Genomic DNA, 23,712 nt, shown 5'->3' with positions numbered 1-23,712 from the left:
CACTGCCGTCAGCGGTGTTGGTTTCGCTCTCGATGTTGACGGCGGCACCTTCGTGCACCCCCTTCAACCAGAGCCCTTGGAGAACCGCCCCCATCTGGGGGCGCTCCTTGAGCATTTGCCCCATCACGAAGTGATCGGCCGGCCTTGCCGGTGTGGCCACCTGGATGAAAGGCCGGTCGGTGTTGAGCCTGATGATCTGCTTCCCGTACTCGGGCGGGCAGCTGACGGCAAATACGATCCGGCCGTCAGGCTCATAGGCTGCGAAGTGTCCAGTGTTGATCATCGTTTGGTTCCCATCGCAAAGAGGTTATGATTTTTCACGCCGACCCCCGTGTTCTCCCCCCACCACTTCACAGTGACGACGAAAAAACCCGGGCCAACGCCGATTGATCCCATCAGGTTAGGGAAACCATCCGCCCAGTCGCCGCCACCTTCCGCGATCACCAAGCCGTTGATATCCATCTGGAATTGGTACTTACGGATACCACTGCCAAACCCTTGGTAGCAGCTGTACTGGGCCGTGATGAAACCGCCCTCGTCCATCTGAACGCCGACAGCGACTAGGTTTTGCCATTGGCCTACCCCCGCACCCAGCACATTCCCGGGGCTGCTTGCCGATACCGGCACAGTGACAGCGTTACCACGAATTCGCAGCGTGTCGATTTCCGCCACCCCGATCTTCGCGGACGTAATCGCACCGTTGGCGATCTTGGCGTTGATGATGCTGCCATCACGAATGAAGGCATCATTCATAAACACCTGGCCGCCTTGAATCGCAAACGGGCTGACGTAACCATTGCCGGCGGCGTTGATTACCGCGAACTGGTCCGCCAAGACGGCCACGACCGACTGCAGCACCCCATTCTGGTTCTGAATGCCTACTCCAATCCCACCGAGCGCATAAACTCCGCTTTGCGTAACTGCAACCTTGATCGAGAACTGAGCGTTGACCCGATTATTCAATCCGGTCTGCGCGGTACTGATCTGCTGTACCGAAGCATTGGTGGCCCCCAAAGACGATTGGGTGCTCTGAATTTGCTGACTGAGTGCTCCATCAGCATCGCTTCGGGCCTTGGCTTCGTTCTGAATCGCGGCGTTGGCATCTCCGACAGAGGACAGCAGTCCATTTATCCTCTGTGTTTCAGCCGCCAGCTTGTCGCCCTGCTGGGATACGTTGACACTGAGCGAATCAAACGCCCTACCCGAAGCAGCCACCGACCGCCGACCGGCTGCGATGTAGGCAATGTCCACCTCGCCATTGGCATCACCTGAGTTGTACATGTCCAGGCGGATGGCCCAGATCTTCTTCCCGTTCCAGCCTGCGTGGCCGGAAAGGTCGAACTCAATGTCCTGCCAGTCCCCGTTAGAGGTGCTGATAGGCCAATTGAACCGCCGGGCCTCGGCAAGGCCCCCATCCTCATTGGCCCAGTACATAGCCGCACTGGTCCGGCCGGTGTTGCGCCGGCGCAGCCTGATCCTCACAAGAGGGTTCGCGGCTCCGTCTATGACGGGGAAGGTGTTGGTTGCCTGAATGGTCGTGAACTTGGCGACAGTTGCGTACTGAGGGCCAGCGGTCAGGGTTGCTCCAGACGTATTGGCTATCCATCCCTCGACCGAGTTAACGAACTCCCAAGTCTGCCCAGCCACGAATGGCAGAGCGGTGCCAATCTTCGCCTCCAGGTTGGTGATGCTCGTGGATTGCGCAGTCAGTCCGCTTTCCGTAGCAGCGACGCGGTTGGCCACGCTGGTCAGCGCAGCGGTCGACGCCTTACTGGCCAGGCCAGTGGAACCGTTGTTGACGCTGTTCTCAAGGCTGGTCGTTCTGCCGGACACAGAGGTGATGTCTTTGCCCTGCTGGCTCACGCTGGATGTCAGGCCGTCGACTGCCGTAGAAACGGCGCCGATGGTGGTGCTGTTGACCTGCCCGTTGTCTCGCCAGCCAGTCGGCCGCGAACCGTATTCGACCTGTGGCCTGGCAACCTCGAAAGTACCAGCAGCACTACTCCCGCTTGCAGCGTGGGCCCGGTAAAACACCCGAACCTTGGCGGCGCCAGCAGGAGCAATCGATGTGAACGACACGCGATCGCCGGACACCGATACGGGCACAACCAGCGAGGCCGGAGCAGAGATTACGGCTCCGGCGGCGTTTGCCCACTGATGGAAGATCCTCAATCCCAAATCGCCTGAATCGGAGGTCTTTCTTGCATAGATCGACGACGTCACCGTCTGACCTGGGGCAACTGCAGGAGCCCGTTCACTTGCTGTGACCAGCGACGTGTAAGGGTTGCCCGAAGCTGTTGTGCCAACGCCGGTGGTGGTGCACCGATATGCATTTTCTGCAGCGTTAAGCCAGGAGCTGACCATTGAGGGCGTATAGGTCGCCGTCCCTTCCGGCACCCATCCATCAGGATTGTTCCCCGTAGCTGCTCCCAATTTGGTGAAAGCCGGGTTGTAGAGCAGATTCTCTCCGCCAACGTCTCCGATCGAATTGTCCAGTTGAGTTAGCCGACCACTGACTGACGTCAGCCCCTCCTCCGTGCTGGAGACACGACCCGATACGCTGTTGATCGCTGCAGCGTTTGCTTGCGCTGCGCTTTGAGCGTTCTTGGCGTTGTCCTTCCAGGCACTCACTACCGTGGATAGTTCAGCTTGGGCGCGATCAATCTCGTAGTAGCCGTCACTGGCGGTACCACCCAAAGGACCTCTGACGCGTAAAAGAAGGTCTGCCCCGATCGTCCCCGCTGGAGCGGCAGCGCCAGTGAAGACTGGTCGGTTCCATGCGTCGCTCAGAATGGTTCGGAGCGGTCCATGCGTCCCTACCGTGGCCCCACCACTGTTCTTGTATTGCAGGTATATCTCGCTGACCAGATCCTGGGTGCCCCGGACATACGCCGACACTGTCAGTACCTGCCCTGGCGCCATGGACACCCAGCTTGCGTTCGGTAGCGCAACATCCACATACGCGGAGCCGGACAGCCCTTTGGCATCGACACGCTGCGCCTTACCGCGAGGGTCCAAGGTTGACGGCACCAACGACAGGAGCCGATTGGGTGCAGACAGCGAGGAGCCAATACGCCAGCCATCAGCAAGGCCGGCAGTTGGCCCCTCTACCTCAAACGAAGGGTTAGGCAGTAGGTTCTCGCCGCCAACCTGGCCGAGCGATGCATTAATGCCAGTGATCGCCTCGCCAGCGGCGGTGATGGCTGTGCCCTGTTGCTCTACCTTATTCGTGAGGCTCTGAACGGTAGAGGCATCAGCCTTTGTCGCTACTTGGCTCAGGGCATTGGCCGCTGCTGCTGCGGCATCCGTGGCTACCTTGTCCGAAACTGCCTGCCATGCGGAGCCATTCCACCGTTTGGGTGTGTTCCCGCCACCTGTGGTATCAATCCAAAGGTTCTGGATCTGCTGGTTGATGGCTGAAGGTGTTGAGTTTTGGACGATCACCTTGCCCTTGGCGTCAGCGAGGCTGTATGCGTCTTGGGCAGCCTTCTGCGCAGCTGACACATTACCGTTGGTGGCATTGAGCCCACCCTGCAGATTTACGATCGACTGGCTCTGGCTGGATAGCTTTCCTTCTGCTTCGGTAACCGCGTTGTTCAGAGTGGAAACGGCTTCTGCCGAGGCCGAGGCGGAACGCCTACCAACGGCGATATAAGCGATATCGATCTCGCCGCTTGTATCACCGGAGTTCATCATGTCCAGGCGGATGGCGTAAATTTTCTTGCCGTTCCACCCGGCATGGCCGGACAGGTCAAGCTCGATGTCCTGCCAATCCGTGGTTGTGGCGCTGATGAACCACCCAAAGCGCCTTGCCTCGGCCAATCCGCCGTCTTCGTTGGCCCAGTACATCTGGGCACCCGCCCGGCTGGTATTACGCCGCCGTAGCCTGATCCGCAGATAAGGGTTCTCTGCGCCTGCAACGACTGGGGTGAAATTGCACTGAAGGTTCGGGTTTGCAGTCACGGTAGCAAACAGCGGGCCCGCAGTAATCGTCCCGTTTGTCGCGGTCGCCACCCAACCCCTTGTCGAACCGGTGAACTCCCAGGCACGGCCAGCAACGAATGGCTGGGCAGCGCCTACGCTGTTTTTCAGCTGCGTGATATCAGTGCTCTGGCTGCTCAGTGCCCCTTCAGCAGCCTCCACTCGGTTACCCAGGGACTGGACAGCCGAAGCATCCGCCTTCTTGCTCACACTATCGGTCAACGAAGTCAGGGCTTGGCTCTGCGACAAAAGCTGCTGATCCTGCGCCTTGTCCTTGTCTTCGGTAGCCGCCACCCGGGTGGTGACCTGCTGCAGCGCCTGCGAGCTGGCCTTGCCGTCGATGCTGGTCTGCATGCCGTCCATGCGGGTGGCTTGCGACGTGAGCTTGCCCTCGGCATCGCTGACCCGGGTGGTCAGGCTGCTGACTACCGTGGCGTCGGCCTTAGTCTGGGCCAAGGCCAATGCGCCGGCGGCAGCTGCGGCAGCATCGGTTGCAACCTTGTCAGTAACAGCGACCCAGGCGGTGCCACTCCACCTCTTCGGCGTGTTGGCATTGCTGGTGGTGTCGATCCAAAGGTTCTGAGCCAGACGGTCGGCGACGGCAGGCGCGGCCGACTGAACAATGACCTTGCCCTTCCCGCCCGCGAGCGTGGCCGCATCCTGCGCAGCCTGCTGGGCAGCCGACACGTTGCCGTTGGTGGTGGTAAGGCTCGACTGCAGGCCCGAGATCTGCTGGGCCTGGGCTGAGGTGGCGCCCTCCAGGGTTTCGACTTTTGTTTCCATGGTCTGGACGCGCGCGGCCATGCCGTTGGCAGTCACCACCGCCTGGCCAACATCGGTCCAGTAGGTGGCGTTCGGCGGTGGCGTGTTCAGCGGTACCGCTTTTAGGGCCTGGTACAACTTGCCATCACTGCCCAGGGCGCTTTGCCCGACGCTGTAGGCCTTGTCTTTCCGGTACGGCAACGAGCCGGCCAAGGCCGAGACGTTGGCGATCTGCTGCTGCAGGTCGGCCTTGGCAGCCGACACATCAGTGCTCACAGCGGTGATCTGCTGCTGCAAATTGCCTTTGGTGGTGTTGAGGGCGTTGTTCACCTCACTGATCTGCTGGGCCAGCTCGGTCTTGGCCGTTCCTATTCGATCGTTGACCGACCCAGGCCCGTTCATGTCTATCAGGTCGATGCGACTGGTGAGCTGTTTACCCAGTTCGCTTTCGGTGATCTGGCCTGCAATGACATCCAGCATCTGGGTTGGATCGCTGGATGTCGCAGCAGGCACGAACAGGAAATCACTTTTTCCATACGCGTTCGCGGCCCGCACGTAGTAGAAGTACTCCCGGGCGAATGCCAGCCCAGTGTGGGTAAAGGTCAGGCCCTGTCCCAAGTACACAGCGTCCGCAATAGGCGCCGAAGGGTTGGTGGCATAGAAGTACTCATAGGTGCCGCCATTAAGGCTGTTTTGCAGGTTGGCCGGTACCAGCGTGATGGTATCGACCGACGCAAACACAGCACAGCTCTCCGGAACGGGAGGGCCACCCACGTTAACGCTGATGCTTGCCTCGCCAGATCGGGTGCCAGGGCCAAAGGCAACAACACTCATGGCGTAAACGCCAGAGGTGAGGCCATTGATGTTGCAACTCGAGGCTTCACCGCCAATCTTGAGGGACTGTACTACCTCGGTGCCCTTGCGAATCGTCACGGTGTAGCTGAGCACGGTCTGTATCGGTGGCGTCCAGCTCAGCACGCCTTGGACTACCTCGGCCACACCGCTGGGGGCCCAGGCCAAGCCAGTGACTGCAGCCAGGCCGCCAACCGGCAGGTTGATGAACCCTAACGGGTCATAGGGTTGGCCCACAGCATCATCAAAAATCGCTTGCTCATAGGGCTTGAGGGTGACTTTGCAGGCATCAGCGGCGCCCATGGTCCAATCGGTGACTATGAACTCGCCCAGGATATTCAGCGACGGCAGATCGACTTTGACTGCACGCCCCGGGCGGCAATTGTAACCATTGAAGTTCAGCGGCACGGCCAAAGAGCCACCCGAGCGCCGCCGCCGAAGGCTGATGTTAGCGAGCCGCTGAGCCAGGTAGGCGTCCGTCACGTAGGCAAACGACTGCGACTCAGCGAGCTCGCCACCATCGCTAGCGATCCAGTCCTGAATTGCGACCTCTGGATAGTCGGTCTCTGCCCAGGCCTGCGCGGGATCAACAAACGTCCCACGCATGGTGTTGATGGCGTCGCTGTTGCTGACCTCGGTCGTGCCCTCAACGGTGCCGATGACCATGTCTTCGTTGATGGTGAAGTCAGCCGGGCCATAGTAGGCGCCCACCTGCAGAGACCAACGGCCGCCAACGCGGATCAGTGTCCCGGCGCAGGCCGACAAAAGGTTATCCAGAACGGTATTTCGCTTTTCATCGGCACCAATGACCGCGCCGGCGAAATACCTGCGGGTGCCCGTGTTATCTGGCCCGATAACAGTTTCATCGCATACGTTGGCCGCACTGGCGAAAGATTCAAAGATGATCTCGTCATCAGGAATCGCGCAGCGGTTGCGCAGGTACCAGAGAATCAGCAGCGCCGTGTTGGCCGAGTATCCCAAGGCGCCGTTGCGCGGGTCATACACATCACTGCGCCCGCGGACCACGAAGCGCACATCAGGAATGCCGGATGGAAATTTCTCTGCGTCATACTTGAACGACAGGCGAACAAACGATAGGCCGCGGCCGATCTGCTCTTGGCGCCAGTCTGGGCAGTTGGCTAGGAGGAACGCGTTTGCCTGGGACGGGTCGATGATCACCTCAGAAGTGGCATTCTCCCCCAACTCAGACAGGGGTCGCTCATCCACGTAGATCTCATCGACACCCGCAATGGCGCCTTCGGACAGTACGTAGACAATATGCAGCCACTCACCACTGGTCTGATCACCAGGCTGTTCCTGAACCCAGGCGAGCACACCCCCAGTGCTGACACGGCCGAGAATGAAGCGCACCGGAGCCTTGGACGAACGAACGGTCTGTGAGCTTGGCTCGGAGCTATTGGCGCCTGATACCTTGGCTGCGCCAGTGAGGCCGGCGAAGATGCCCTGTACGCCGCCGAACACGTCCTTGATCGCGCCAACGGGATCGTACAACGCTTTGATTGGAGCCGTTACCAGCTTGGCAACCGACTTGATAGATTTGCTCACTATTCAACTCTCCATGCCGCCAGTGGGTTGCAGTCCACGCTGGCCGCGCCTATGTCGGTTGCCGCCCAATAGCGATCTGACCAATACACCGCCACGCATTTGCCCTGCTCGTTCTCGAAAGCGACGATGTCGCCGCGCTGCACGAACTCAACGGGCACCCGCATGAAGTGAGCATCCAGTACGGCCTCAAGCGAGCCATGACGCGCTGCAATAACGCGCTTGGCGCCGATCTCCGTCTTGTATCGCCCGCGGTACTCCTTCGCCGGATCAACGCCGCAAATAGCCATTGAGCAGTCCGACACGAACAGGCAGCAGTCAAATTCGCCCCATAAAAAAGGCCGCTCGGAAGCGGCTTGAATGGTTTCGTGTAGCCTCGCGGGCCATTCTCGATAGCGCATGACATTTACTCGTAGGTGAAGGACGGCGCGTCTTTCTTGGCGCCCCAGTAGATTGGCCATTCCGCCATCTGCGCGACGGCGTAGAAGAAGCGGTCACCGTCGTGGCGGGCTCGGTGGTTCTCGTCGGTCCAGCGCTCAGTACCAATCCGGTTCCACTCGGCCATGCGGTCGATAATGGTGACCGTGATGGTGCTATCCCCGCCCGATCCGCCATAGGAAAGCTTGGCGGCGTCCATACGACCGCTGAACAGAATATCAGCCGCGTAATTCCCGGCCTCGTCATAAACGACAAACATCAGGCGGGCCGACCGGCCTCGACAGCCAGCCACCGAGGTTTGGGAAAGGATGTAGCTGTCCAGGCCATTCAGCGTCAGATCGATGGACAGGGAAGAGCCCGAGTCGGCGCTTTCACTGGCCGCACCCACATCGCCAAAGGTGCCAACGCCGTCGTACGCGTGACCGTTGATGACCAGTTGACCAGTGCCTGTGTGTGCTCTGACCATGCCATCCGCGAAATCCAGCTCGCAGGCGAACACCGGCGTGAAGTTGCCTGCAGCAATGATGCTCAGCACTGAGGATGAAAATGGGAAAACTGCAGCCATTAGAAGGCCTCCCGACATTCGATGGAGAGCTCGGCCACCACGGGCCTGATAGCAAGGGTGTAGCTGTCTTCTGTGAGGCGCATGATCGAGTAAGGGTTTCGGTATTCCACTGCCGTGCCAGCTAGCAGGGCAGAGCGCAACCGTCTGTTCAGGGGCAATACAGCCGTGCCACCGGAGCTGGATACCACATCCTCAACCACCTCGTGCATCACACCATCAATGGTGATGTAGTCGCCCTGCCTGAACACCCGGCGGCTGCCCTGCAATCCACTCAGGGTAATAGTTGAGGCCATGGCTGAACCGGTCTGCACAACCGGGGCACCGATATTGTCAGTCCGCTTGCGCGTGAACGCAGGCAGCTTGAACGTGCCGAAGCGCCCCTGCAGGCGCCCCATGAACGCAGTCACGATCCGGTCACGATCACGGGTCAGCGGTGGCAGCGACAATGAGCACTTCCAATACGAACCCGGGTAACCCACGATCTGCTGGCTGTTGTTCAGCGTGGAGCTGAAGTCGCGGTTGTTGTAGACCATGCCCCAGCTCATCTCAGCAGGGCACACCTGGGTTGGCCATTCGATCGCCATCGTTCCACCTTAAATTTTCTTGCGGATGCTCTGCATGATCTGGCCATTTCGGTTCACGTCTTGGAGGATCGCAGTTACCGTCTGGCGCATGCCTTGCTGAACCATCGCTACCGTCTGAGGGCTCACATCGCCGTTCACATGGAAGACCTGATGAATAGCTACGGGCTGGGCGCCATCGGACTGCTGAGCCCCTCTGCTGCCCTTGTTCACTTCGTCCAAGGTCCTGTCCAGCTTGGCGCTGGTGGCTGCCGTGGTGACCCGCTCGCCTTTCTGCAGCAGCCAGGTGCCGTCCTCGGGGACCGAGTCGATACCGTCGTGTGCCATACCGGCAATGGAATTGATCATCGACATGAAGCTACCAGCCGCCCCCATGGCGGACGCTGCTGCAGCCGGTGCTGCAAGAGGACCGACCAATGGAATCGCCGCCGTCGAGGTAAAGGCGTTGAGCGCCGCCATGGCAACCTGTGCCGTTCCCCACTGAATCAGCATTCGAAGGGCTGTTTCGGCGAATGTGGCGGCCATGTCGGAGAACGACAGCTTTCCGGTGGTGACAAAGCCGTAGAGGGCGTCATTCAGCCCGGTGAATGCCTGGGCGCCAGCGCTCTGCATGTTGCTGTACAGGTCCATGCTGGCCTGGGCCTGGTTGGCAATGCCGCTGATGAAGCCGGCAGTTCCATTCTGTTGCAACCTGTCCAGGTCCTGGTAGTACTGCTCCTGCATAGCGCGGCGCTTTTCGAGGGCGTCCTTCAGGATCTCCGTCTCTCGCTCGTACGCAGAGTCGGAAACGTCACCACCCTCATGCCGCTGCCGAAGATCCTCCAGCTGATCCTGGTAGTCCTGCTCAATGGCCAGCAGGTCCAAGGCGCGCTGCTTCATCTCGTCGCTGCTGTAGGCATTCAACAGCGGTGCATCGAGAGCGCGCTGGTCAATGTTCAGCTGTCGTTTCACGCTCGAGTCGAACTCAGAAACCGCCTTGTCATCCTCCTTGGCCTGTTTCAGCTTCTTCAACTGGTCCAGTTCGGCGGCCAAGCCCTTCAAGCGCTCTTGCTGCTTCGTGCTCAGCCCCGTGAGGTTTCCCGACTCCAGCTCGAACTGAAGCTTGGCAACCTCGGTGGCTTCCTTGCGCTTGTCGGTCTCGGTATTGATCAGGGCGATCTGGCGTTTGTAGCCTTCCTCGGCTGTGTCGAACTGGCCCTGGAGCTTCTTCGCGGCGGCTTCGGCTGCTTTGGCAGCGGCCTGCTGGGCCGGCGTGGTAGGAGTGAACGTCCCAGGCGGGGTGATCGTTCCGAGCTCGGCTGCGGCTTTTTTAGCCTCAATCACGTACTGACGAATTGTGTCGCCAGCCCATGGTTTATCGAACTCTTTCATCATCTCTATGACAACCGAGTTAGCCGTGTTCATGTTGTCAACGGCATCACTGGTAAACTTGGCTGCATCCGCTTTAAAGTTTTGAGATGTCTCTCCGAATGTAAATGCTCCAAGAATCTTGCTGCCCGCTGCACCCATCTGCTGCATGTAGCTCATAGTTGTGGCAAAACCAGATACAATAACCCCGGCTACCACTTTAAACGTCCTTCCAAGACCGTCAGCGAGTGTGGCGGTAACCGCAACAACCTCGACTAGATCGCCGGCCAGCTCTTTAACTTTTTCCTGAAGTCCCCCAGCCTTGGTCGTCGTGTCGGTCAGGTCTTTTGAAAATTGCGCCAGCACAGGCATGAGCTCAGCAGCAAGAGCGGCTTTAACAGACCCGAGGTATGTTCCCAGGACAGTTAGCTCTGTGCTGAATTGCTTAGCCGCCAGAATGGTTTTTTCATCCATGACGGCACCAGCTGCTTCAGCGGCATCGCCGTATTTTTTGAAGCCTTCGGCGTTGTTTCGAAGCAGCGGCAAAAGCGCCGTAGCATCACTTGCAATCGCTTCAAGATAAAAGGTCATGTCAGACTGGCTGACTTTTGCCTTCTCCAGGCTTGATACATAGAGTCCAAGAGCCTGGCTGCCGCTGAGGTTTTTGAACTGATCTGCCGTCACGCCGACTTTAGGCGCAATTTGCTCGAAGAAGTCAGCCATCCCGCCGCCGGTGTTCAGAAAGTCACCGACCTTGTCATTCACATCCTTGAGAATGTCAGCAAGCTTATCTTGCTCGATCCCCACGGTCTTGGCTCCAACAGCCATCTTCTGGAAATCAGTGACGCTGACGTTTGCAACTGCCGCAAGGTTAGTTATCTCAGACGCCGAATTGACCGCTGACACCATCATCGTAGTGAATGCAGTAACGGCGGTCGCGACACCGGCGCCAACGGCAGTCCCTACAGCCTTAGCACTTTTTTCAACCTCTTTACGCCATTTGGTTGAACTCCGCTCCGCCTTGTCCATGCCGGCTACGAATCCACCAACCTGCGCAATAACGTCCAGAGTCAAAGTGCCTAGTGATCTTGAGGCCATCTTTTTCTCCAGGCAGAAAAAAGCCCGCGCTGGGCGGGCTGATTATGAGTTTTGTAACTATCGATCAAGAATCTTGGATTTCTCCGCTTCAAACTCTTCAGCAGTGAGATGCCCGCGTTCTCTGAGCTCGGCTAACTTTTCAAGCTTAAGGTATGGATCTGCTGTTTCAGAACGGGATGCTGCTGGATTACTCGATTCGACCGAAGCCCGCGCTCTTACCGAAGAGGCCGACCAAATGAAAGCCACAACCCAACCGATGCCAGTCCACCCAAGAAACAGGTTCAGCAGAAAGATAGATACTTTGTTGTGATGACCCCGCAGCCAAGCAACGATGAACGGTAGAAAGTACAACGCTACCACCATGCCCTTCATTACCTTGCTCTGCAATGCGCTTGCATCGACGACCATGATTCGGAACTCCGTGTAAATCTGGACAATCTACCACATCCCCTAAGTGGCACACCTTCTGTGGAATGCAAGCTTATTCCCAGGAAGCAATGGCATCCTCAAGGGAAATCGGCGTTTCATCCTGATCGTGCGGCGTGAAATCCGTGATGGTGTAAGGCGTGGGCCGCTTCTGCGGGTCGCGGGCCTGGTTGGCCAGGATCATGGCCAGCAGGGCCGTAGAGCGCTCGACCCGCATACCAAGATGGAGCGACCCACGGCGCTGCCGGAACTTAACCCAGGACCTGAACTCGCGCAGGCTCAGGTTTTCTTTGGCTTGCGCGATCGTGGAGCCGCCGACGCCGGAGAGGACGAGTTCGTGCCAGAGCTCGTCGAGGGCGGTGAGCTCTTCGTCTTTCCCAGGTCGTTGACCTCCTGAATGGCGAACAGTAGAGCGACGGACAGTGCACCATCGAGGGAGCCTAGGCGCTTGGTACTCTCCGGGTCTTTCTCCAGCTCAACTGGGTCGAGTGGGCCGTGAGTAATATCCAGTGGGCTGCTGAACACCGGGTTGCCGTGCTCGTCGCAAATGGACGCGGCAATGCGGCCGGCGATGCTGTCTTGCTTGCCGGCCACAGAAATCACGTCGCTTACCGCTGTCTGGTAGCCGAGTGGGCGCACATATACGGTGGCGGTGAAATCGGTGCCGTTCTGGCGCCACTTGATTTCCTTCTCCACCGGACGGCCAGTGAACGACCCTGCGCCCTTGAGCGCATCAAGTGTCAGCTTCATGGGTTCTCCTTAACGATCCAGTTGAGTTTGCCCGAACGCTGAATAGTGGCTGCAGTGCTCACCGAGGCGTTGCTTGCGAAGTCGAACGGAAAGTCGGCGACGTAGCCAGCGAATAAGCACCAGGTGCGAGTTTTCGGCAGCACGAAGTCATCCCCGTCAGCATCGACGCTGGGTGCAATTCCTTTGCCGTCAGACCAACCTAGAGCCCAAAGGATGTCCTCGTCGCTATCGTCCTGCGAAAGCTGGAACATACGCACATGGCTGGCATTGCGTGGGTCAGCCAGGATCGTTGCGGTTGCCTGGCCTGGGGTTCGCAAGCCCTTTTTATACTTGCGGTCGGTGTCCGCCAGGCAGGTGTCATCGATCTGATCAGCAGGTGCGCCGCCGGGGTTGAATGCGGTGAGGCACTCGACCTCCATCACGGTCTTCGGTCCAGAGCCGCCATTGGCGGGCGGGAGCAGCGCGTAGAGCTGGGCGCCCTGAGCGTTCATCGACATGGTTTGTCTCCAGTCAGAAAGTAAAAAGCCCGCACAAGGCGGGCATCGGGTAGATCGACAGTTCAGCGGGAAACCCACCAATCAACGTCGAAGCTGGCTCGGTAGTTCTTGGTCTCAGGGTCTCGCCCCTCGACACCCCAGCGAGTGACATAGGCATCTAGCTCGACCGCGTCACGGATGGCATCACGCACCATTCGAGCGGCCTCGCCAGTGGCTGCGTACACATCAACCTGCAGGGTTATGCTGTCGGCGTCAGGCCGGCCAGCCAAGTAGTTCTCAGGGCTACCGCTGACAACCTGCCAGACGGCATAGGGCTTGGCTACACCCTGCTCTGCCTCCCCAAACGAATAGAAGCGCATGGCGGTTCCGGCGCCGAGCAACGCCGTCACGGCAGAGCTCTGCAAACAGGCCTGTACGATCGGTGGGGTCATGAAGATGCCGCCTTTTTCGCAGCGCGCTTGATTGCGCGGTCGATTGCTTTCTCGTACTCGGTGACGAAGGTGTTGGTCACCTCGCTGATGCTGTCGGCCAGCGCCGGGCGCATGAATGGTGCTGCGGGCATCTTCTCGGTACCGAATTCGATCAGTCGCCAATGAGGCGTCGGTGCGTTCGAACTGAGATCTCCGCCATCCTTGAGCACCGCACCGTGCAGTACACCGACCCGGAAACCCAGGTCGCCAGTGCGCTTGAACAGCCGCCCATTCCAGCGCAGCGCGATGTTGTCCGAGATCGACCGCCCAGTGGCCTTGTCGTCGATGCGTTCAGCACCGGCCTTAGCCTTCTGCACCACCACCTGGGCGGCCTTGCGCAGAGCGGCCCGGCCACCTTTGTGACGAACATCTACGCTGACCTCTGATAACTTTCCCAGCAGGCTGTCCAGGCCGAGAATGCTGAACTCGACACCGTCAGCCATCCTTCACCCCCTTCTCGACCAATAACGTCAAGTAGTCCAGGCCGGACTTGGCGTCAGTCAGTGGCGGGCCGACGATGCTGTACACCTCACCTCGGTAAATGATGCGCATGGTTGGAAGCACGCCAGGCCGGTACCGGATCACCATCCGGCTGGTGGCCTGTGCTTGGCCGGCCTGAGCCGCGATGAAGTCCCTGGCCGACAAGTCTTCGACACTGGCCGGGCATTTCTCCCAGCGCGAGACCCATTCAGGTTCGCCGAATTCCAGGGTCACCGGGTCACGCACCGGCCTCCGCTCCTGAATGTCGATACGGTGCCGCAGTCTGCCGGCCTGCATCACACACCCATCCGGATGCGGTACGGCATCAGCAGGTGCCGGGATGCCAGCGGCAGCTCAACAGCTGTAGTCCCGGTCACCACGTCTTCACGGTTGGCGAACAGGTGGCCAAGCTTGAGCAGGCAGGCCGCCTGAATGGAAGGGTTGAGCACCATCCCGTAGGCGATGGCATCGGCCTGGTCATACGCATTGGCCAGCACCTGGCGGGCATGGTCGAGCATGCGGCAGCGTAGCGTGTGGTCCTGCTCTGCCTCAGCGGCAGCCACCGCCTCGGTGTTCGCCTCCTTGGCTTGCTGTAGGGCGGCAGACACGCCAGCACGGGCTTCGTCGAGCGCCACCTGATCCAGGTAGAAGCGGCGGTTGAGGAACTGCATCGCGGCCTCCTCCGCCGCATCGAGCTGCGCCTGGACCAGAACTTGGTCTTCTGGCTCGGCCAGCAGGTGGTGCATGGCCAGATCGATGGCGATCACAGACATGGATCACTCCTTGGCCTTGGTGGTAACGCTCTTACCGCCCTTGTTGGCCGGCTCCTGAGCCTTCTTGTTCTCGGGCTCCGCAGCTTTCTTCACGTCGTACTCCTCGATCAAGCCGTTGCGCAGCAAGTCACGAGCACGCAGCTCGTCCACGGTGATTTCTTGGTTGCGCTTGACGTAAGCGCCACCGTTGTTGAAGCCCTTGATGGTTTTGACTTTGACGTCTGGCATGTGCGGTCACGCCCGGTTTCCCGGGCGCGCTCCTGAGGTGGTTACGGGGTGGCTTCGAATTCGCCGTGCACGAACGACTCGGGGCGATACACCGCCAGCGCCAGGCGCTCCTCGGCGCGGATGGTGACCATGTTGGTGCGGAAGTTGTCACCGTCTTCGGTGGAGACCTCGACAGCCGCTTCCTCGCGGTCGAATACCTGTGCAGCGATGTTCATCGCGCCGACCAGGAACTCACCCTCTGGCACCGCGTTGCTGTCCACCACCGGCAGCTTCCACAGACGCTGGACGCCGCCTTCTTGGACGTTCACCCAGATGTAGGAGCCGTTGGCGTCCTTGGTCAGCTCGATGTCTGCCCAGTCCACAGGGTTCAGCGCGATGGCCGAAGCACGGTACTCGGCCACGCGCACCTGCAGAATTGCGCGGCGCAGGGTGTCGATCTTGGTGTCGCCGGTTTTGCGCAGCGCTTCATTGAAGGCGGTGGCCTGCGGGATCAGGCCCAGGAGGTTCTGCCCGGTGCCGTCGCCGGCCAGCAGCTGCTCCTCTTCCTTGTACTTCAGGCCGTAGATCGCACGGCCGTTGATATAGCTCTGGAGCAGCGGAATGTCCGACAGCACCTGCTTGGAAGCGCGGAACCAGTGGGCAATGGTGATGACGTTGGTAGTCTTCAGGCCAAAGGACAGATCGGACTGGGCCTTCGCGGCGCCCTCACCCGCCTGCGGCGCGGCCATGTTCTGGAAGCCGGTTTCCTGCACGAACTCGACCGCGTTCGAGCCGGTGCGGCCTGGCATGATCAAGTCGCGAATGGTGAATTCACGCTCTGGGCCCACCACGATGCCGGGTACCCGGGTCGGCTGGATCGCCACGCCGACGCCACCGGTCCCGGTGGTAGCGCTGGTGATGTTGGTCACGGCCTTGCGACCTACGCGAACGATGCCGCGACCGCGAGTTTGCAGCGACTTGAAGTCGTCGCAATCGGTCAGCTCCTCGCCAGCCGACTTGAAATCGACTGGATCATTGGCGGAGAAGCGGCGGGCCATCTTCTGCTCGATCTCTTGAAGGCGGTCCTGCAGGCCCAAGCCGTCCTTCACCAGGCCATCGAGGATGGTCTTGGTGTCGGCCAGGATGGTGCCGTGCGACTTGATTTCTTCGGTAGCCTTGGCGGCGAACGCCTTGATCTCTTTGTCGCGCTCATCGAGCAGGTCGTTGACCGCTTTCAGTTGCAGCTTGTCTTCGGCGTGCTCCTTGCGCTGGAACTGACGGTGTTCGGAGCGAGCCTGGTTGCTCATGGCGTTATGCATGGTGAATCCTCAAAACGATGGGAGAGACAGTGCCGGGCGTGATTTCAGCGCCTCGACGATTTCAAGTTCTGCCAGGTCGCCCTCGGACTCGCTCCGGAGCAGGTGCTGCAGCCCGCGGTTGGCAATCACCGCCGACTGGGTTTTCGAGAAGCCTGCCTCGCGCAGGAGCAACTCAAATTCGGGCATCGATGGCAGGCCGCCATGGGCCAGCTTCGACTTGATGGTGTCGGTGCGCGCCTCATCGTTGGCGGGCACGGTGACAATGGAGATCTCGATCAGGTCCAGCTTGGTCAGGGTGCGAATGCGGGTCTTCTCGTCGAAGCTCGATTCGCGGACGTAGTAGCCAATCGACAGGCCGGTGATGGAGCGGGTCTGCATGCCGCGATACGCGATACGGGCATAGGGCGCGTCTTCCAGCCAGAGCTCGCCGGCACCAAACAGCCCCCGATCATCTTCCTTGAGGCTGCTGATGTCCCAGCTGCCGATGGGCTCGCCGGTTCGATGCTGCCAAAGGACCGGGAAGGTTCGCGACTTGGCCTTGGCTTCCTCGATCGACTCAAGGAAGGCGCCAGGCGCGACCACCTCGTTGTAGCTGTCGACCACACCGAACACCGAGCCGTAGCCAGAAAAAAGGCCGTCGTCGCCGACAGCCTTTACGTCATAGTCGAAAGAGCGGTACTTGACCGCCGCCAGTCGATCCTTGTGTCTCATGGGGTGTTACCTCTTGGCTGGTCGTTGAGCCAGTCGAGCAGCGCTGCCTTGGCCTGGTTGGCACCGCCGGGGTCTTCGCCCAGCTTGTCGATCGGCAGCATGTTGGATTGCACGGTGAGCTTTGCCGCGTTGCCACCCTCCGGCGGCAAGTTCTCTTTGCGCCGGCAGTCGTCCCGGGTGTAAATCCCGTTCTGGGTCATCGAGCTGTAGAAGGCCGCCCGCGCAGCGCTATCCATGCGCAGCAGCCCTTCTGGGTTGAACTTCACGTAGAAGCGGCGCCGCTCATGTGGGCGCAGCAGGCGCCGGTTGGCGCACATCTCGATGCGCTTGATCCAGGGCAGCAGAGTGAAGGACAGGAAGCCGATCATCTGCTGCTCCATGCCGGTACCCCAGCTGGTGGAGTTCTGCGTGTGCCCGACCATCCAGGGCGGCACCCGGAACCATCGGCAAATTTCCTCGACGTTGAACGCCCTGGTCTGCAGCATCTGGGCATCCTCGGGCGTCATTGAGACCTGCTGGTACTTCATGCCCGCCTCAAGAACCATCGTCTTGCCGTGGTTGGTCGCGCCGGAGAACTGCTTGATCATGTCCTCGCGGATGTCCTTCCGCTGGTCCGGCTTGAGAATCTGGTCGGTGGAAAGAACGCCACCCAGCTTCATGCCGTTGGCGAACATCTTGGCGGCCGACTCATCAGCCGCCATGGCCGAGCCCAGTACCTGCCGCCCGTAGGCCAGCGGCGACAGTCCGCAAAGCGGGTCCACCCCGAAGGCTCGTACGTGAACCATCTGATCCTCGGTCAACGTGTGAGGCTTGCCGAAGTTGTCGGTGTAGCGGTACTCAATGGAGCCGTCCGCCAGGCGCCGCGGGGGCGACATGTTCTGCGGCAGAAGGAACTCCAGACTCGTCAAGGTGCGGCCGCTCTGGTGGGGCTCACAGAATGCATTCCCCTGCAGCAGCAGGCTGGCCATGACGTTCTCCCAGAACTCCACAGGGGTTTGGTCGGCGTTGGGCTGCTGGCTGATGACGAAGTTGACCGGGTGAGAACTGGCCACCACCGGCGCACCGTTCCTGTCCTCGTACAAGGCGATCGGCAGCGTGGCGATGGTTTCAGCGATCAAGCGCACGCATGCCCAAACAGTCGAGAGCTGGAGCGCCGTCTGCTGGCTGACCACCTTCCCTGAGGCCGAGTCGGTACCGTAGAAGGTGTTCCAGAAGGCGGAGTCGGTTAGGCCGATCTTGCGGCCCGCCCATCCCGCCAGGCTTGATGCCACTCCCGGCTCGGCCGACTTCACCAGGGCCTGGCCGAGGATCTGCGTGAATGATTTAGCCACCGATCAACCCCTTGCGAATGAAGCCCGCGGCGATCAGTAGCGAACCGGCAGCGGCCAGCAGCGCGTAACCCAAGCCGGCCAGCACGTATACACCAGCGACGCCCAGCAGCAAGCCGCCGGCGGCAAGCACCAGAAAGATGATCAGGCCAGTTTTCATAGGTAGTCCAGTTAGCCAACCACGATCGGGCTGGCAAGAAAGTCATCGAAGTGGCCGGAGTCATCGATACCGAGCTTGATGGCCACGGCGCAGCCGGTGATCAGGCTCACCATGCCGTCGATCTTGTTCTCCGGGCGCTCCTTGTTGGGGTAGATGTTGTCCTTCACGTCCAGCTTCGCCACCACGTTCGAGGCCATCCAAGTCAGCACCGGGCAGTCACCGTGGGCCAGCTTTCGCTGCAACACCAGGGCTTCAACCTCTTTCATGGGCTCACTCAGGTTCTGCACCGTCTGACGCAGCTCAACCATCGGCAATCCTTCGGCGTCCATCTCCTGAGCAAGCTGGGTGGCCTGCCACGGGTCGTAGGCGTAGGCCCGGATGTCGAAGCGACCGGCAAACTCGCGCATGTCCTCTTTGATGACTTCGAAGTCGGTGACCTCTCCGTCGGTCAGGGTCAGCAGGCCGAGAGCATCGAACTCGCGGTACCGCGCGGTGTTGCTGTCCAGCTCCTCCAGCACCCGCGCTTCTGGCAGGTAGTACCTGGCGTGGATATGCCAGAACGGATCGTCGCCATTGGGCGGGAAGATCAGCAGGTTCGCAGCAATGTCGATCTTGCTCGCCAAGTCGAGACTGCCGTAGCAGGGACGGCCCTCCAGTTCTGCAAGGCTCTTTCTGGCCGGGGCCTCTTTCCAGCGCAGCATGTTGAGCCAGGCATTCTTGGCGCCCACCCACTCGTTCAGGTGCTTGGTGCGGAAGGTAGCCTGCTTGGTTGCCGACTGCATCGCGTCACGCTGGCGGGCCAGCAGGAAGTCCTCGCCGACCGAAATGCCGAAGTTCGGATTCGCTTTGCGCAGCGCGATCTCGCTGGTCCAGTCATCACCATGGTCAATGGTGTAGAGCGCTGGCCAGAGATCCGGACGCTCAATGACTCCTTCCAGCATCCGCTCGGAGTCGCGGATTAGCTGGTGGCAAGGCCCGCCGATGCTGGAGCCCGCGGTGGTGATAACCAGCATAATGGGCTGCTCGCGGGCGCCCATGCCGGTCTCCATGGTGTCGTAGAGCGTCGAATCTTGATGTTCGTGGTACTCGTCCACCACTGAGCAGGACGGCGAAGACCCGTCGCCGGGCTTGCCGATGACCGGCTCGAAGCGCGACCCATCGGCCAAAACGACCATGTTGGAAGCGTTCACGTCGACGCCGTAGTGCTCTCGCAAGTCGTCGGTACGCTCGACCATCAGCTTGGCCGGCCTGAACACCTCCCAGGCTTGCTTCTCCGTGGTCGCGCCAGAGTAGACCTCGGCGCCGAACTCTCCGTCGGCGACGAACATGTACAGACCAACGCCGCCGCCGATGATCGATTTGCCGTTCTTCCTGGGTACGAACACCAGAATCGTCCGGTAACGCCGGGTGCCATCCTTCTTGCGGACCCAGCCGAACGGCACGCAAACCGAGAAAAGTTGCCAGGGCTCCAGCTTGATCAGCTGCTTCTTTCCGCCCCATTTACCCTTGGTGTGCGGCAGAAGCTGCAGGAACTTGGCGACTTTCTCGGCCTTGGCTGGATCGAATTTGTACGGAAAGTCCTTGCGCTTGGAGGCAGCCAGGTCATCAAGGTGACGCTGGGCCAGTAGCTGAATCCATTTGCAGACGAGGATCTTCCCGGCGACTACATCCTTGGCGTACTTCTCGGCCGCCTTCATCAGCGGAAATTTCACCTTGGCCATCACAGCTCCGCGAATGCATTGCCCTTCGGCGCGTCTTTTTTACCCCCGCCCACCTTGGACCGGTCAGCCGGCGTCATGCCGAACTTGCCGAGCATGGCTTCCAGGCGCACCAGCTTGGCGGCAGGGAAATCGATGGGGTCGTTGCGAAACTGGGCCAGCAGGTTGGCGGCCAATTCCAGGCTGAGCCGGTCGGAGTTGGTCAGCACATCCCGCGGGGCGTACTTCGCGATCTCCTTCCAGGCGTGGAGCACTGCTCCATTGATGTGAGCCGGCGGTGCGGTCAGCTCACCCACCGGTTCGGCATCCTCACGGCGTCGCTGGGGGTCTTTCTTGAACGCGCCGGTCAGCTCAAGCACGTTGGTCGGCTTGCGCGGTCGGGCCATTTTGAAAACCTGAATTTTGCGGAAGTGAAAAAAAAGCTGAGGGCGCGGTGTCCGAGCGAAAAGGCCTGAACTTTCACTATGCCCCTCCCCTCTGACGAGATTCGTTATCATTTGAGCTGTGATTTGATCATTTTCCGATCAAATCGGGATGCAGCTCCAGGCCTTGCCATTCACCAGCACGGGGATGTACTCCCGACAGACACCAAACTCCTCTGCCAGGGCCTTGGGTGACTCACCACGCGCCCGGCGGCGCCTGATCTCGATGACCTGCGCCTCTGTCAGTCTTCGATGTCGGGCTCGCATGCCAGGCCCTAGAGTTCCATGGCGAATAGCGTCTTGGGCATTGTCCTCTCGCGTACCCCAGACCAGGTTCCCAGGGCGGTTATCAGTGCTGATGCCATTGAGGTGCCTGGCCTGCTGGTCGTCATCTTGTGGCAAGCCGCCATACGCCATAAGAACAAGCCGATGCACTTCGAAGCGGTGACGCTCCCTCTTGCCGTTGACTCGCACGGTCAATGTGACGCGGTGATATCCACGGTTGACCTGGCTCTTAAGAACCCTGACCAATCCAGAGCGGACGGACGCAACTTCCCCATCCTCAGTCGCGTAGTAGCCGCTGAGGTTGGGTATAGGTCGCATGGTCTATCTATCGATGTTGTCGGGATTCTTTCTGCGTCTTGGCCTTGTGGCAGTCGCGATTGATCGCCCGCAGGTTGTGATCATCATCCGTGCCGCCGTGGGCCAGCGCGACGATGTGGTCAACTTCATCTGCCTCGCGAATCCTTCCCAGCCTGGTGCAGTCGTCGCACCGGCACAGGTACTGATCACGCTTGAGGATGCGGTCACGCAGCCGACGCCATGGCCGGCCGCCACGACCTGAGCCCTTGCGTGTAGCCCAGGCTTTGGCCTGCTCGGCAGCCAGATCGGCATGGCCGTCACAGTAACCATTGGCATTGCGGTGCAGCGATCGACAGCCTTGGGCTCTACATGGGCGCTGCGGCCTTAACGGCATGGCGTGCCATCCAGGTAGGACCGCGGTTCAGCTTCAGGGTCAGCATCGTCACCGTCAGCCAGCGCCTCGATCAGTGCCAGGTTCTGCGTTGCGATCTGCTCCAGCAGTGCGGTCTGTTTGCGCTGTTCGTCCAGTAAGTCGCTGACGCTTGGCTGCAGCTGGGCGGTGATGCCCGCCTCAAGCACGATCAGCTCACACTTGAGTCGATCAGCTGTCCCTGCCAGGTGTTGAGTCAGTCGCTCGCGCACCTCCGTCTTGATCGGGAACGGAACGCTGACCACCAACAGGTCGCCCTTCTTCGGGCTCAGCTGCTCGATTTGTTGCGAATAGGTTTGCTGCTCGCTCATACGCCACCTTTGTCCACTTGTTGATCCACTCGCGCCGAGCGGCGCATCCACTACAGGCCATTGCTCACCTCCTGTACCAGGTCAGCTGGTAGCACCGCGCATCGGCGGGTATCTCGGCGATGGGCCAGCGCAAGCAGCCCATGTACTTTCGCTCTGGCCGGGTGCGGCTCACACGCAGCGTCTGCACCAAATAGGCAGATCCGGCAGCAGTGGTTATGAAATCACTGACTGCAATGCCGTCGGCACCGTCGACATACAGCCTGCATGGTGTATAGGGTTGCTTGGCCATGTTCGATAAGCTCTCTCGCGCAATGAAATCGGCGCATCCGCGGGGTCGTCGGAACGACATTCCGCCCGGATGGTCGTAGCGGAAAGATCTGGAGAAACCGTGATGAAAGAAATCGAAGAGCTTATAGACAGGTGCGTTTTGCTAACCGAGAAGCTTGAAGGCCTACTGGAGGAGCATCCCGTGGCGTCCGGATCAGTTGTTTATCAAACTGCCGTTCGTGTCCTCACCATGCAGGTTAATCAGCTTCAGCAAGATGTAATTACCAAAGCAGCGCGCGGAGTCATCCACGAAAGGGATCAGCTTCAACCGGTCCCCGGTCGAGTGCTTCACTAATCTGGCTGAACGCATGATCAGCGTGCTCGCGCCACAAAACGGCGCATGTCTGTTTTGTGGCGCGGATTAATCGACCTTGCGGCTCGGCAGCTTGAAGTCGGTGACGCGATCAGCAATGGCGCGGACCTTCTCGACACCAAGGAAGCCAACCCAGCCACCCACAAACGTCGACATGCTCTGCGGCAGGCCGAAGAACTCCAGGCCGCTGATGATCGTCAGGGTCAGGCCGCCGCATATGGCGCCCTCCACCAGCATCTGCCGGCGAGTGCCGCCACCGTAAGTGATGCGCAGCACAGCCATGGCGCAGGAGAGCCCGGCCGCATACAACAGGGGCGAATGCTGGCTCAACCACGCAAGGGCAACCGCCCAGGTGTCTGGTTTGTCTGGCATGTTGGACATCCGGGTTCCTCCCTTGCGGGAAGCAGAAAAAGAAAAGGCCCGCCGTTATGGCGAGCCCTTGGATACGTGAAAAGGTGGCCCCGTGCTATCGTCGAGCTTCCACACAAGACGTTTCACGGAGCGAAAAACGATGAAGGTAACCCTCAAGTGCGCCAAGTGCGGCAGTGACAAGTTCGAGGTTCCGGCTAGGCCGAACGACAACTCGAAGGTCACCTGCGGCAAATGCGGTGCTGTCGAGACTTACGGGAAGCTCATGAAGGCTGTGGGCGACAAGGTCACGAAGGACCTGCAGCGGCAGCTCGGGAAAATGTTCAAGTGACCTGAGCGTTTCAGCCAGAGGGCGCAGGAAGTCAGCGGCGCCCTCAACCTCAACGTCGAGCTGTAGCTTTTCCATGCATCCTCCAGATACGAAAAAGCCCCAGCTGGTGCGAGGCTTGGAATGGGTGCGGAGGGCCGGCGCTTCCCGGCTTGTTGGTCTGGATCGCTGGGTCACGTACCCCAGACTCTCATCGCGTAGTCGATCAGGGAGCGCACGGCTTTGATCGACGCCACTACCGACTTAGTCCAGCTGCCTGAGCGTGTCATCCGCACAAAAAAGCCCGCACAGGGCGGGCAAAGAGGGATCGTGCTTTTTTAAATCTGGTGGCTGTAGAACAGCGAGTACGACTCGATACCGTCGTTGGGCTGCTTAATGCCAGCGTTGGAGTAGTGAATCGCTCGGATGCCAACCTTCTGCGTCTCGCCGATCTTCAAGCCCGCACCGATGCGGTCTTCGAAGTTGAAGGCCGAACCAAAGTCCTGGTCACCTGCGGAGGTACCAGAGAAGACCGCCAGGCCGATGCCAGCCTCAACGAATGGCTTCACGTTACCGCTACCGAACTCGTAAACGAAAACTGGCGCAAAGGACAGCGAGTGAGCCC

At 59.9% G+C, this 23,712-nt stretch carries 29 protein-coding genes; 2 read left to right on the top strand and 27 right to left on the bottom strand.

Features of this window, described 5'->3' with window-relative positions:
- From GYA94_RS00605 to GYA94_RS00495, 25 genes are all read right to left on the bottom strand, one after another.
- On the bottom strand, positions 1 to 283 hold a 283-nt coding region (locus GYA94_RS00605; protein ID WP_161891623.1), incomplete at its 3' end, for a hypothetical protein.
- A complete protein-coding gene (locus GYA94_RS00600) occupies positions 280 to 7,161 on the bottom strand; it encodes a phage tail protein (RefSeq protein WP_255326888.1) in 6,882 nt (2,293 codons plus the stop codon). The genes GYA94_RS00600 and GYA94_RS00605, both read right to left, overlap by 4 nt.
- Positions 7,161 to 7,559, bottom strand: coding sequence for a DUF6950 family protein (locus GYA94_RS00595; RefSeq protein WP_070086310.1), 399 nt, complete (start codon positions 7,557 to 7,559; stop codon positions 7,161 to 7,163). The genes GYA94_RS00600 and GYA94_RS00595 overlap by 1 nt, the downstream gene beginning before the upstream one ends.
- A 5-nt stretch (positions 7,560 to 7,564) precedes the next feature.
- Entirely contained in the window at positions 7,565 to 8,161 is a 597-nt protein-coding gene (locus GYA94_RS00590) for a hypothetical protein (protein WP_070085764.1), read from the bottom strand.
- Positions 8,161 to 8,694 (bottom strand): hypothetical protein, encoded by a 534-nt coding sequence (locus GYA94_RS00585; RefSeq protein ID WP_255326887.1) that lies wholly within the window; start codon positions 8,692 to 8,694, stop codon positions 8,161 to 8,163. The genes GYA94_RS00590 and GYA94_RS00585 overlap by 1 nt, the downstream gene beginning before the upstream one ends.
- Positions 8,695 to 8,754: 60 nt before the next feature.
- Positions 8,755 to 11,187, bottom strand: coding sequence for a phage tail tape measure C-terminal domain-containing protein (locus GYA94_RS00580; RefSeq protein WP_161891622.1), 2,433 nt, complete (start codon positions 11,185 to 11,187; stop codon positions 8,755 to 8,757).
- 57 nt (positions 11,188 to 11,244) lie between these two features.
- A complete protein-coding gene (locus tag GYA94_RS00575) occupies positions 11,245 to 11,595 on the bottom strand; it encodes a superinfection immunity protein (RefSeq protein WP_125855432.1) in 351 nt (116 codons plus the stop codon).
- 73 nt (positions 11,596 to 11,668) lie between these two features.
- Positions 11,669 to 11,890, bottom strand: a complete 222-nt coding sequence (locus tag GYA94_RS28605; protein ID WP_438826224.1) for a phage tail assembly protein T — start codon at positions 11,888 to 11,890, stop codon at positions 11,669 to 11,671.
- Between the two features lie 2 nt (positions 11,891 to 11,892).
- Positions 11,893 to 12,363, bottom strand: a complete 471-nt coding sequence (locus GYA94_RS00570; RefSeq protein ID WP_125855433.1) for a phage tail assembly chaperone family protein, TAC — start codon at positions 12,361 to 12,363, stop codon at positions 11,893 to 11,895.
- A complete protein-coding gene (locus tag GYA94_RS00565) occupies positions 12,360 to 12,860 on the bottom strand; it encodes a phage tail tube protein (protein ID WP_161891621.1) in 501 nt (166 codons plus the stop codon). Before GYA94_RS00565 ends, GYA94_RS00570 begins: the two co-directional genes overlap by 4 nt.
- Positions 12,861 to 12,922: 62 nt before the next feature.
- Complete coding sequence (locus tag GYA94_RS00560) at positions 12,923 to 13,291, bottom strand: DUF3168 domain-containing protein (RefSeq protein ID WP_161891620.1); 369 nt, start codon at positions 13,289 to 13,291, stop codon at positions 12,923 to 12,925.
- The gene (locus GYA94_RS00555; RefSeq protein ID WP_161891619.1) at positions 13,288 to 13,773 is read right to left on the bottom strand and encodes an HK97-gp10 family putative phage morphogenesis protein; all 486 of its coding nucleotides are present in this window, start codon (positions 13,771 to 13,773) and stop codon (positions 13,288 to 13,290) included. Before GYA94_RS00555 ends, GYA94_RS00560 begins: the two co-directional genes overlap by 4 nt.
- Positions 13,766 to 14,107 (bottom strand): phage head closure protein, encoded by a 342-nt coding sequence (locus GYA94_RS00550; RefSeq protein ID WP_161891618.1) that lies wholly within the window; start codon positions 14,105 to 14,107, stop codon positions 13,766 to 13,768. Before GYA94_RS00550 ends, GYA94_RS00555 begins: the two co-directional genes overlap by 8 nt.
- Positions 14,107 to 14,583, bottom strand: a complete 477-nt coding sequence (locus GYA94_RS00545) for a head-tail connector protein (protein ID WP_161891617.1) — start codon at positions 14,581 to 14,583, stop codon at positions 14,107 to 14,109. Before GYA94_RS00545 ends, GYA94_RS00550 begins: the two co-directional genes overlap by 1 nt.
- Before the next feature lie 3 nt (positions 14,584 to 14,586).
- Complete coding sequence (locus GYA94_RS00540) at positions 14,587 to 14,811, bottom strand: hypothetical protein (protein WP_161891616.1); 225 nt, start codon at positions 14,809 to 14,811, stop codon at positions 14,587 to 14,589.
- Between the two features lie 41 nt (positions 14,812 to 14,852).
- Positions 14,853 to 16,109 carry a phage major capsid protein gene (locus tag GYA94_RS00535; RefSeq protein ID WP_054881546.1) on the bottom strand — a complete coding sequence of 419 codons (1,257 nt, stop codon included), beginning with the start codon at positions 16,107 to 16,109 and terminating at the stop codon, positions 14,853 to 14,855.
- Between the two features lie 9 nt (positions 16,110 to 16,118).
- Complete coding sequence (locus GYA94_RS00530) at positions 16,119 to 16,820, bottom strand: HK97 family phage prohead protease (RefSeq protein WP_070085756.1); 702 nt, start codon at positions 16,818 to 16,820, stop codon at positions 16,119 to 16,121.
- Complete coding sequence (locus GYA94_RS00525) at positions 16,817 to 18,151, bottom strand: phage portal protein (RefSeq protein ID WP_082437967.1); 1,335 nt, start codon at positions 18,149 to 18,151, stop codon at positions 16,817 to 16,819. The genes GYA94_RS00530 and GYA94_RS00525 overlap by 4 nt, the downstream gene beginning before the upstream one ends.
- On the bottom strand, positions 18,144 to 18,308 hold the full coding sequence (locus GYA94_RS27565) for a hypothetical protein (RefSeq protein WP_019752321.1): 165 nt from the start codon (positions 18,306 to 18,308) through the stop codon (positions 18,144 to 18,146). The genes GYA94_RS00525 and GYA94_RS27565 overlap by 8 nt, the downstream gene beginning before the upstream one ends.
- A gap of 11 nt (positions 18,309 to 18,319) precedes the next feature.
- Entirely contained in the window at positions 18,320 to 20,029 is a 1,710-nt protein-coding gene (locus GYA94_RS00520) for a terminase large subunit (RefSeq protein WP_082437966.1), read from the bottom strand.
- Positions 20,029 to 20,412: a terminase gene (locus GYA94_RS00515; RefSeq protein WP_054890260.1), complete on the bottom strand. Its 384-nt coding sequence runs from the start codon at positions 20,410 to 20,412 to the stop codon at positions 20,029 to 20,031. Before GYA94_RS00515 ends, GYA94_RS00520 begins: the two co-directional genes overlap by 1 nt.
- A 138-nt stretch (positions 20,413 to 20,550) precedes the next feature.
- Entirely contained in the window at positions 20,551 to 21,051 is a 501-nt protein-coding gene (locus tag GYA94_RS28555) for an HNH endonuclease (protein WP_016489216.1), read from the bottom strand.
- Positions 21,052 to 21,058: 7 nt separating this feature from the next.
- Entirely contained in the window at positions 21,059 to 21,424 is a 366-nt protein-coding gene (locus tag GYA94_RS00505; protein WP_082438036.1) for an HNH endonuclease, read from the bottom strand.
- Positions 21,415 to 21,771: a hypothetical protein gene (locus GYA94_RS28015; protein ID WP_019752324.1), complete on the bottom strand. Its 357-nt coding sequence runs from the start codon at positions 21,769 to 21,771 to the stop codon at positions 21,415 to 21,417. Before GYA94_RS28015 ends, GYA94_RS00505 begins: the two co-directional genes overlap by 10 nt.
- Before the next feature lie 64 nt (positions 21,772 to 21,835).
- Entirely contained in the window at positions 21,836 to 22,060 is a 225-nt protein-coding gene (locus GYA94_RS00495; protein ID WP_009685289.1) for a hypothetical protein, read from the bottom strand.
- 102 nt (positions 22,061 to 22,162) lie between these two features.
- On the opposite strand from GYA94_RS00495, the gene GYA94_RS00490 reads away from it, so the two are divergent.
- Positions 22,163 to 22,393, top strand: a complete 231-nt coding sequence (locus tag GYA94_RS00490; RefSeq protein ID WP_019438289.1) for a hypothetical protein — start codon at positions 22,163 to 22,165, stop codon at positions 22,391 to 22,393.
- Positions 22,394 to 22,459: 66 nt separating this feature from the next.
- Here GYA94_RS00490 and GYA94_RS00485 read toward each other — a convergent pair whose 3' ends face one another.
- Positions 22,460 to 22,792 carry a phage holin, lambda family gene (locus GYA94_RS00485; RefSeq protein ID WP_019438288.1) on the bottom strand — a complete coding sequence of 111 codons (333 nt, stop codon included), beginning with the start codon at positions 22,790 to 22,792 and terminating at the stop codon, positions 22,460 to 22,462.
- Positions 22,793 to 22,922: 130 nt separating this feature from the next.
- On the opposite strand from GYA94_RS00485, the gene GYA94_RS00480 reads away from it, so the two are divergent.
- Entirely contained in the window at positions 22,923 to 23,111 is a 189-nt protein-coding gene (locus GYA94_RS00480) for an ECs_2282 family putative zinc-binding protein (RefSeq protein ID WP_012313239.1), read from the top strand.
- A gap of 314 nt (positions 23,112 to 23,425) precedes the next feature.
- Here the strand turns inward: GYA94_RS00480 and GYA94_RS00475 are convergent.
- A partial coding sequence (locus tag GYA94_RS00475; RefSeq protein WP_161891615.1) for an acyloxyacyl hydrolase occupies positions 23,426 to 23,712 on the bottom strand: 287 nt, incomplete at its 5' end.

Source organism: Pseudomonas juntendi, from assembly GCF_009932375.1.
Classification (GTDB): Bacteria; Pseudomonadota; Gammaproteobacteria; order Pseudomonadales; family Pseudomonadaceae; genus Aquipseudomonas; species Aquipseudomonas juntendi.
This window is presented reverse-complemented; position numbering and strand designations above follow the sequence as displayed.

Bases quoted from the DNA above. Each gene is read 5' to 3' on its own strand.
- GYA94_RS00570 (WP_125855433.1), bottom strand. From the start codon at position 12,363: ATGAAGCTGACACTTGATGCGCTCAAGGGCGCAGGGTCGTTCACTGGC.
- GYA94_RS00595 (WP_070086310.1), bottom strand. From the start codon at position 7,559: ATGCGCTATCGAGAATGGCCCGCGAGGCTACACGAAACCATTCAAGCC.
- GYA94_RS00565 (WP_161891621.1), bottom strand. From the start codon at position 12,860: ATGTCGATGAACGCTCAGGGCGCCCAGCTCTACGCGCTGCTCCCGCCC.
- GYA94_RS00520 (WP_082437966.1), bottom strand. From the start codon at position 20,029: ATGGCCAAGGTGAAATTTCCGCTGATGAAGGCGGCCGAGAAGTACGCC.
- GYA94_RS00585 (WP_255326887.1), bottom strand. From the start codon at position 8,694: ATGGTCTACAACAACCGCGACTTCAGCTCCACGCTGAACAACAGCCAG.
- GYA94_RS00555 (WP_161891619.1), bottom strand. From the start codon at position 13,773: ATGGCTGACGGTGTCGAGTTCAGCATTCTCGGCCTGGACAGCCTGCTG.
- GYA94_RS00580 (WP_161891622.1), bottom strand. From the start codon at position 11,187: ATGGCCTCAAGATCACTAGGCACTTTGACTCTGGACGTTATTGCGCAG.
- GYA94_RS00540 (WP_161891616.1), bottom strand. From the start codon at position 14,811: ATGCCAGACGTCAAAGTCAAAACCATCAAGGGCTTCAACAACGGTGGC.
- GYA94_RS27565 (WP_019752321.1), bottom strand. From the start codon at position 18,308: ATGAAAACTGGCCTGATCATCTTTCTGGTGCTTGCCGCCGGCGGCTTG.
- GYA94_RS00490 (WP_019438289.1), top strand. From the start codon at position 22,163: ATGAAAGAAATCGAAGAGCTTATAGACAGGTGCGTTTTGCTAACCGAG.
- GYA94_RS00495 (WP_009685289.1), bottom strand. From the start codon at position 22,060: ATGGCCAAGCAACCCTATACACCATGCAGGCTGTATGTCGACGGTGCC.
- GYA94_RS00545 (WP_161891617.1), bottom strand. From the start codon at position 14,583: ATGTCTGTGATCGCCATCGATCTGGCCATGCACCACCTGCTGGCCGAG.
- GYA94_RS00480 (WP_012313239.1), top strand. From the start codon at position 22,923: ATGAAGGTAACCCTCAAGTGCGCCAAGTGCGGCAGTGACAAGTTCGAG.
- GYA94_RS28015 (WP_019752324.1), bottom strand. From the start codon at position 21,771: ATGAGCGAGCAGCAAACCTATTCGCAACAAATCGAGCAGCTGAGCCCG.
- GYA94_RS00535 (WP_054881546.1), bottom strand. From the start codon at position 16,109: ATGCATAACGCCATGAGCAACCAGGCTCGCTCCGAACACCGTCAGTTC.
- GYA94_RS00530 (WP_070085756.1), bottom strand. From the start codon at position 16,820: ATGAGACACAAGGATCGACTGGCGGCGGTCAAGTACCGCTCTTTCGAC.
- GYA94_RS00485 (WP_019438288.1), bottom strand. From the start codon at position 22,792: ATGTCCAACATGCCAGACAAACCAGACACCTGGGCGGTTGCCCTTGCG.
- GYA94_RS00560 (WP_161891620.1), bottom strand. From the start codon at position 13,291: ATGACCCCACCGATCGTACAGGCCTGTTTGCAGAGCTCTGCCGTGACG.
- GYA94_RS00575 (WP_125855432.1), bottom strand. From the start codon at position 11,595: ATGGTCGTCGATGCAAGCGCATTGCAGAGCAAGGTAATGAAGGGCATG.
- GYA94_RS28555 (WP_016489216.1), bottom strand. From the start codon at position 21,051: ATGCGACCTATACCCAACCTCAGCGGCTACTACGCGACTGAGGATGGG.
- GYA94_RS00550 (WP_161891618.1), bottom strand. From the start codon at position 14,107: ATGCAGGCCGGCAGACTGCGGCACCGTATCGACATTCAGGAGCGGAGG.
- GYA94_RS00515 (WP_054890260.1), bottom strand. From the start codon at position 20,412: ATGGCCCGACCGCGCAAGCCGACCAACGTGCTTGAGCTGACCGGCGCG.
- GYA94_RS00590 (WP_070085764.1), bottom strand. From the start codon at position 8,161: ATGGCTGCAGTTTTCCCATTTTCATCCTCAGTGCTGAGCATCATTGCT.
- GYA94_RS00505 (WP_082438036.1), bottom strand. From the start codon at position 21,424: ATGCCGTTAAGGCCGCAGCGCCCATGTAGAGCCCAAGGCTGTCGATCG.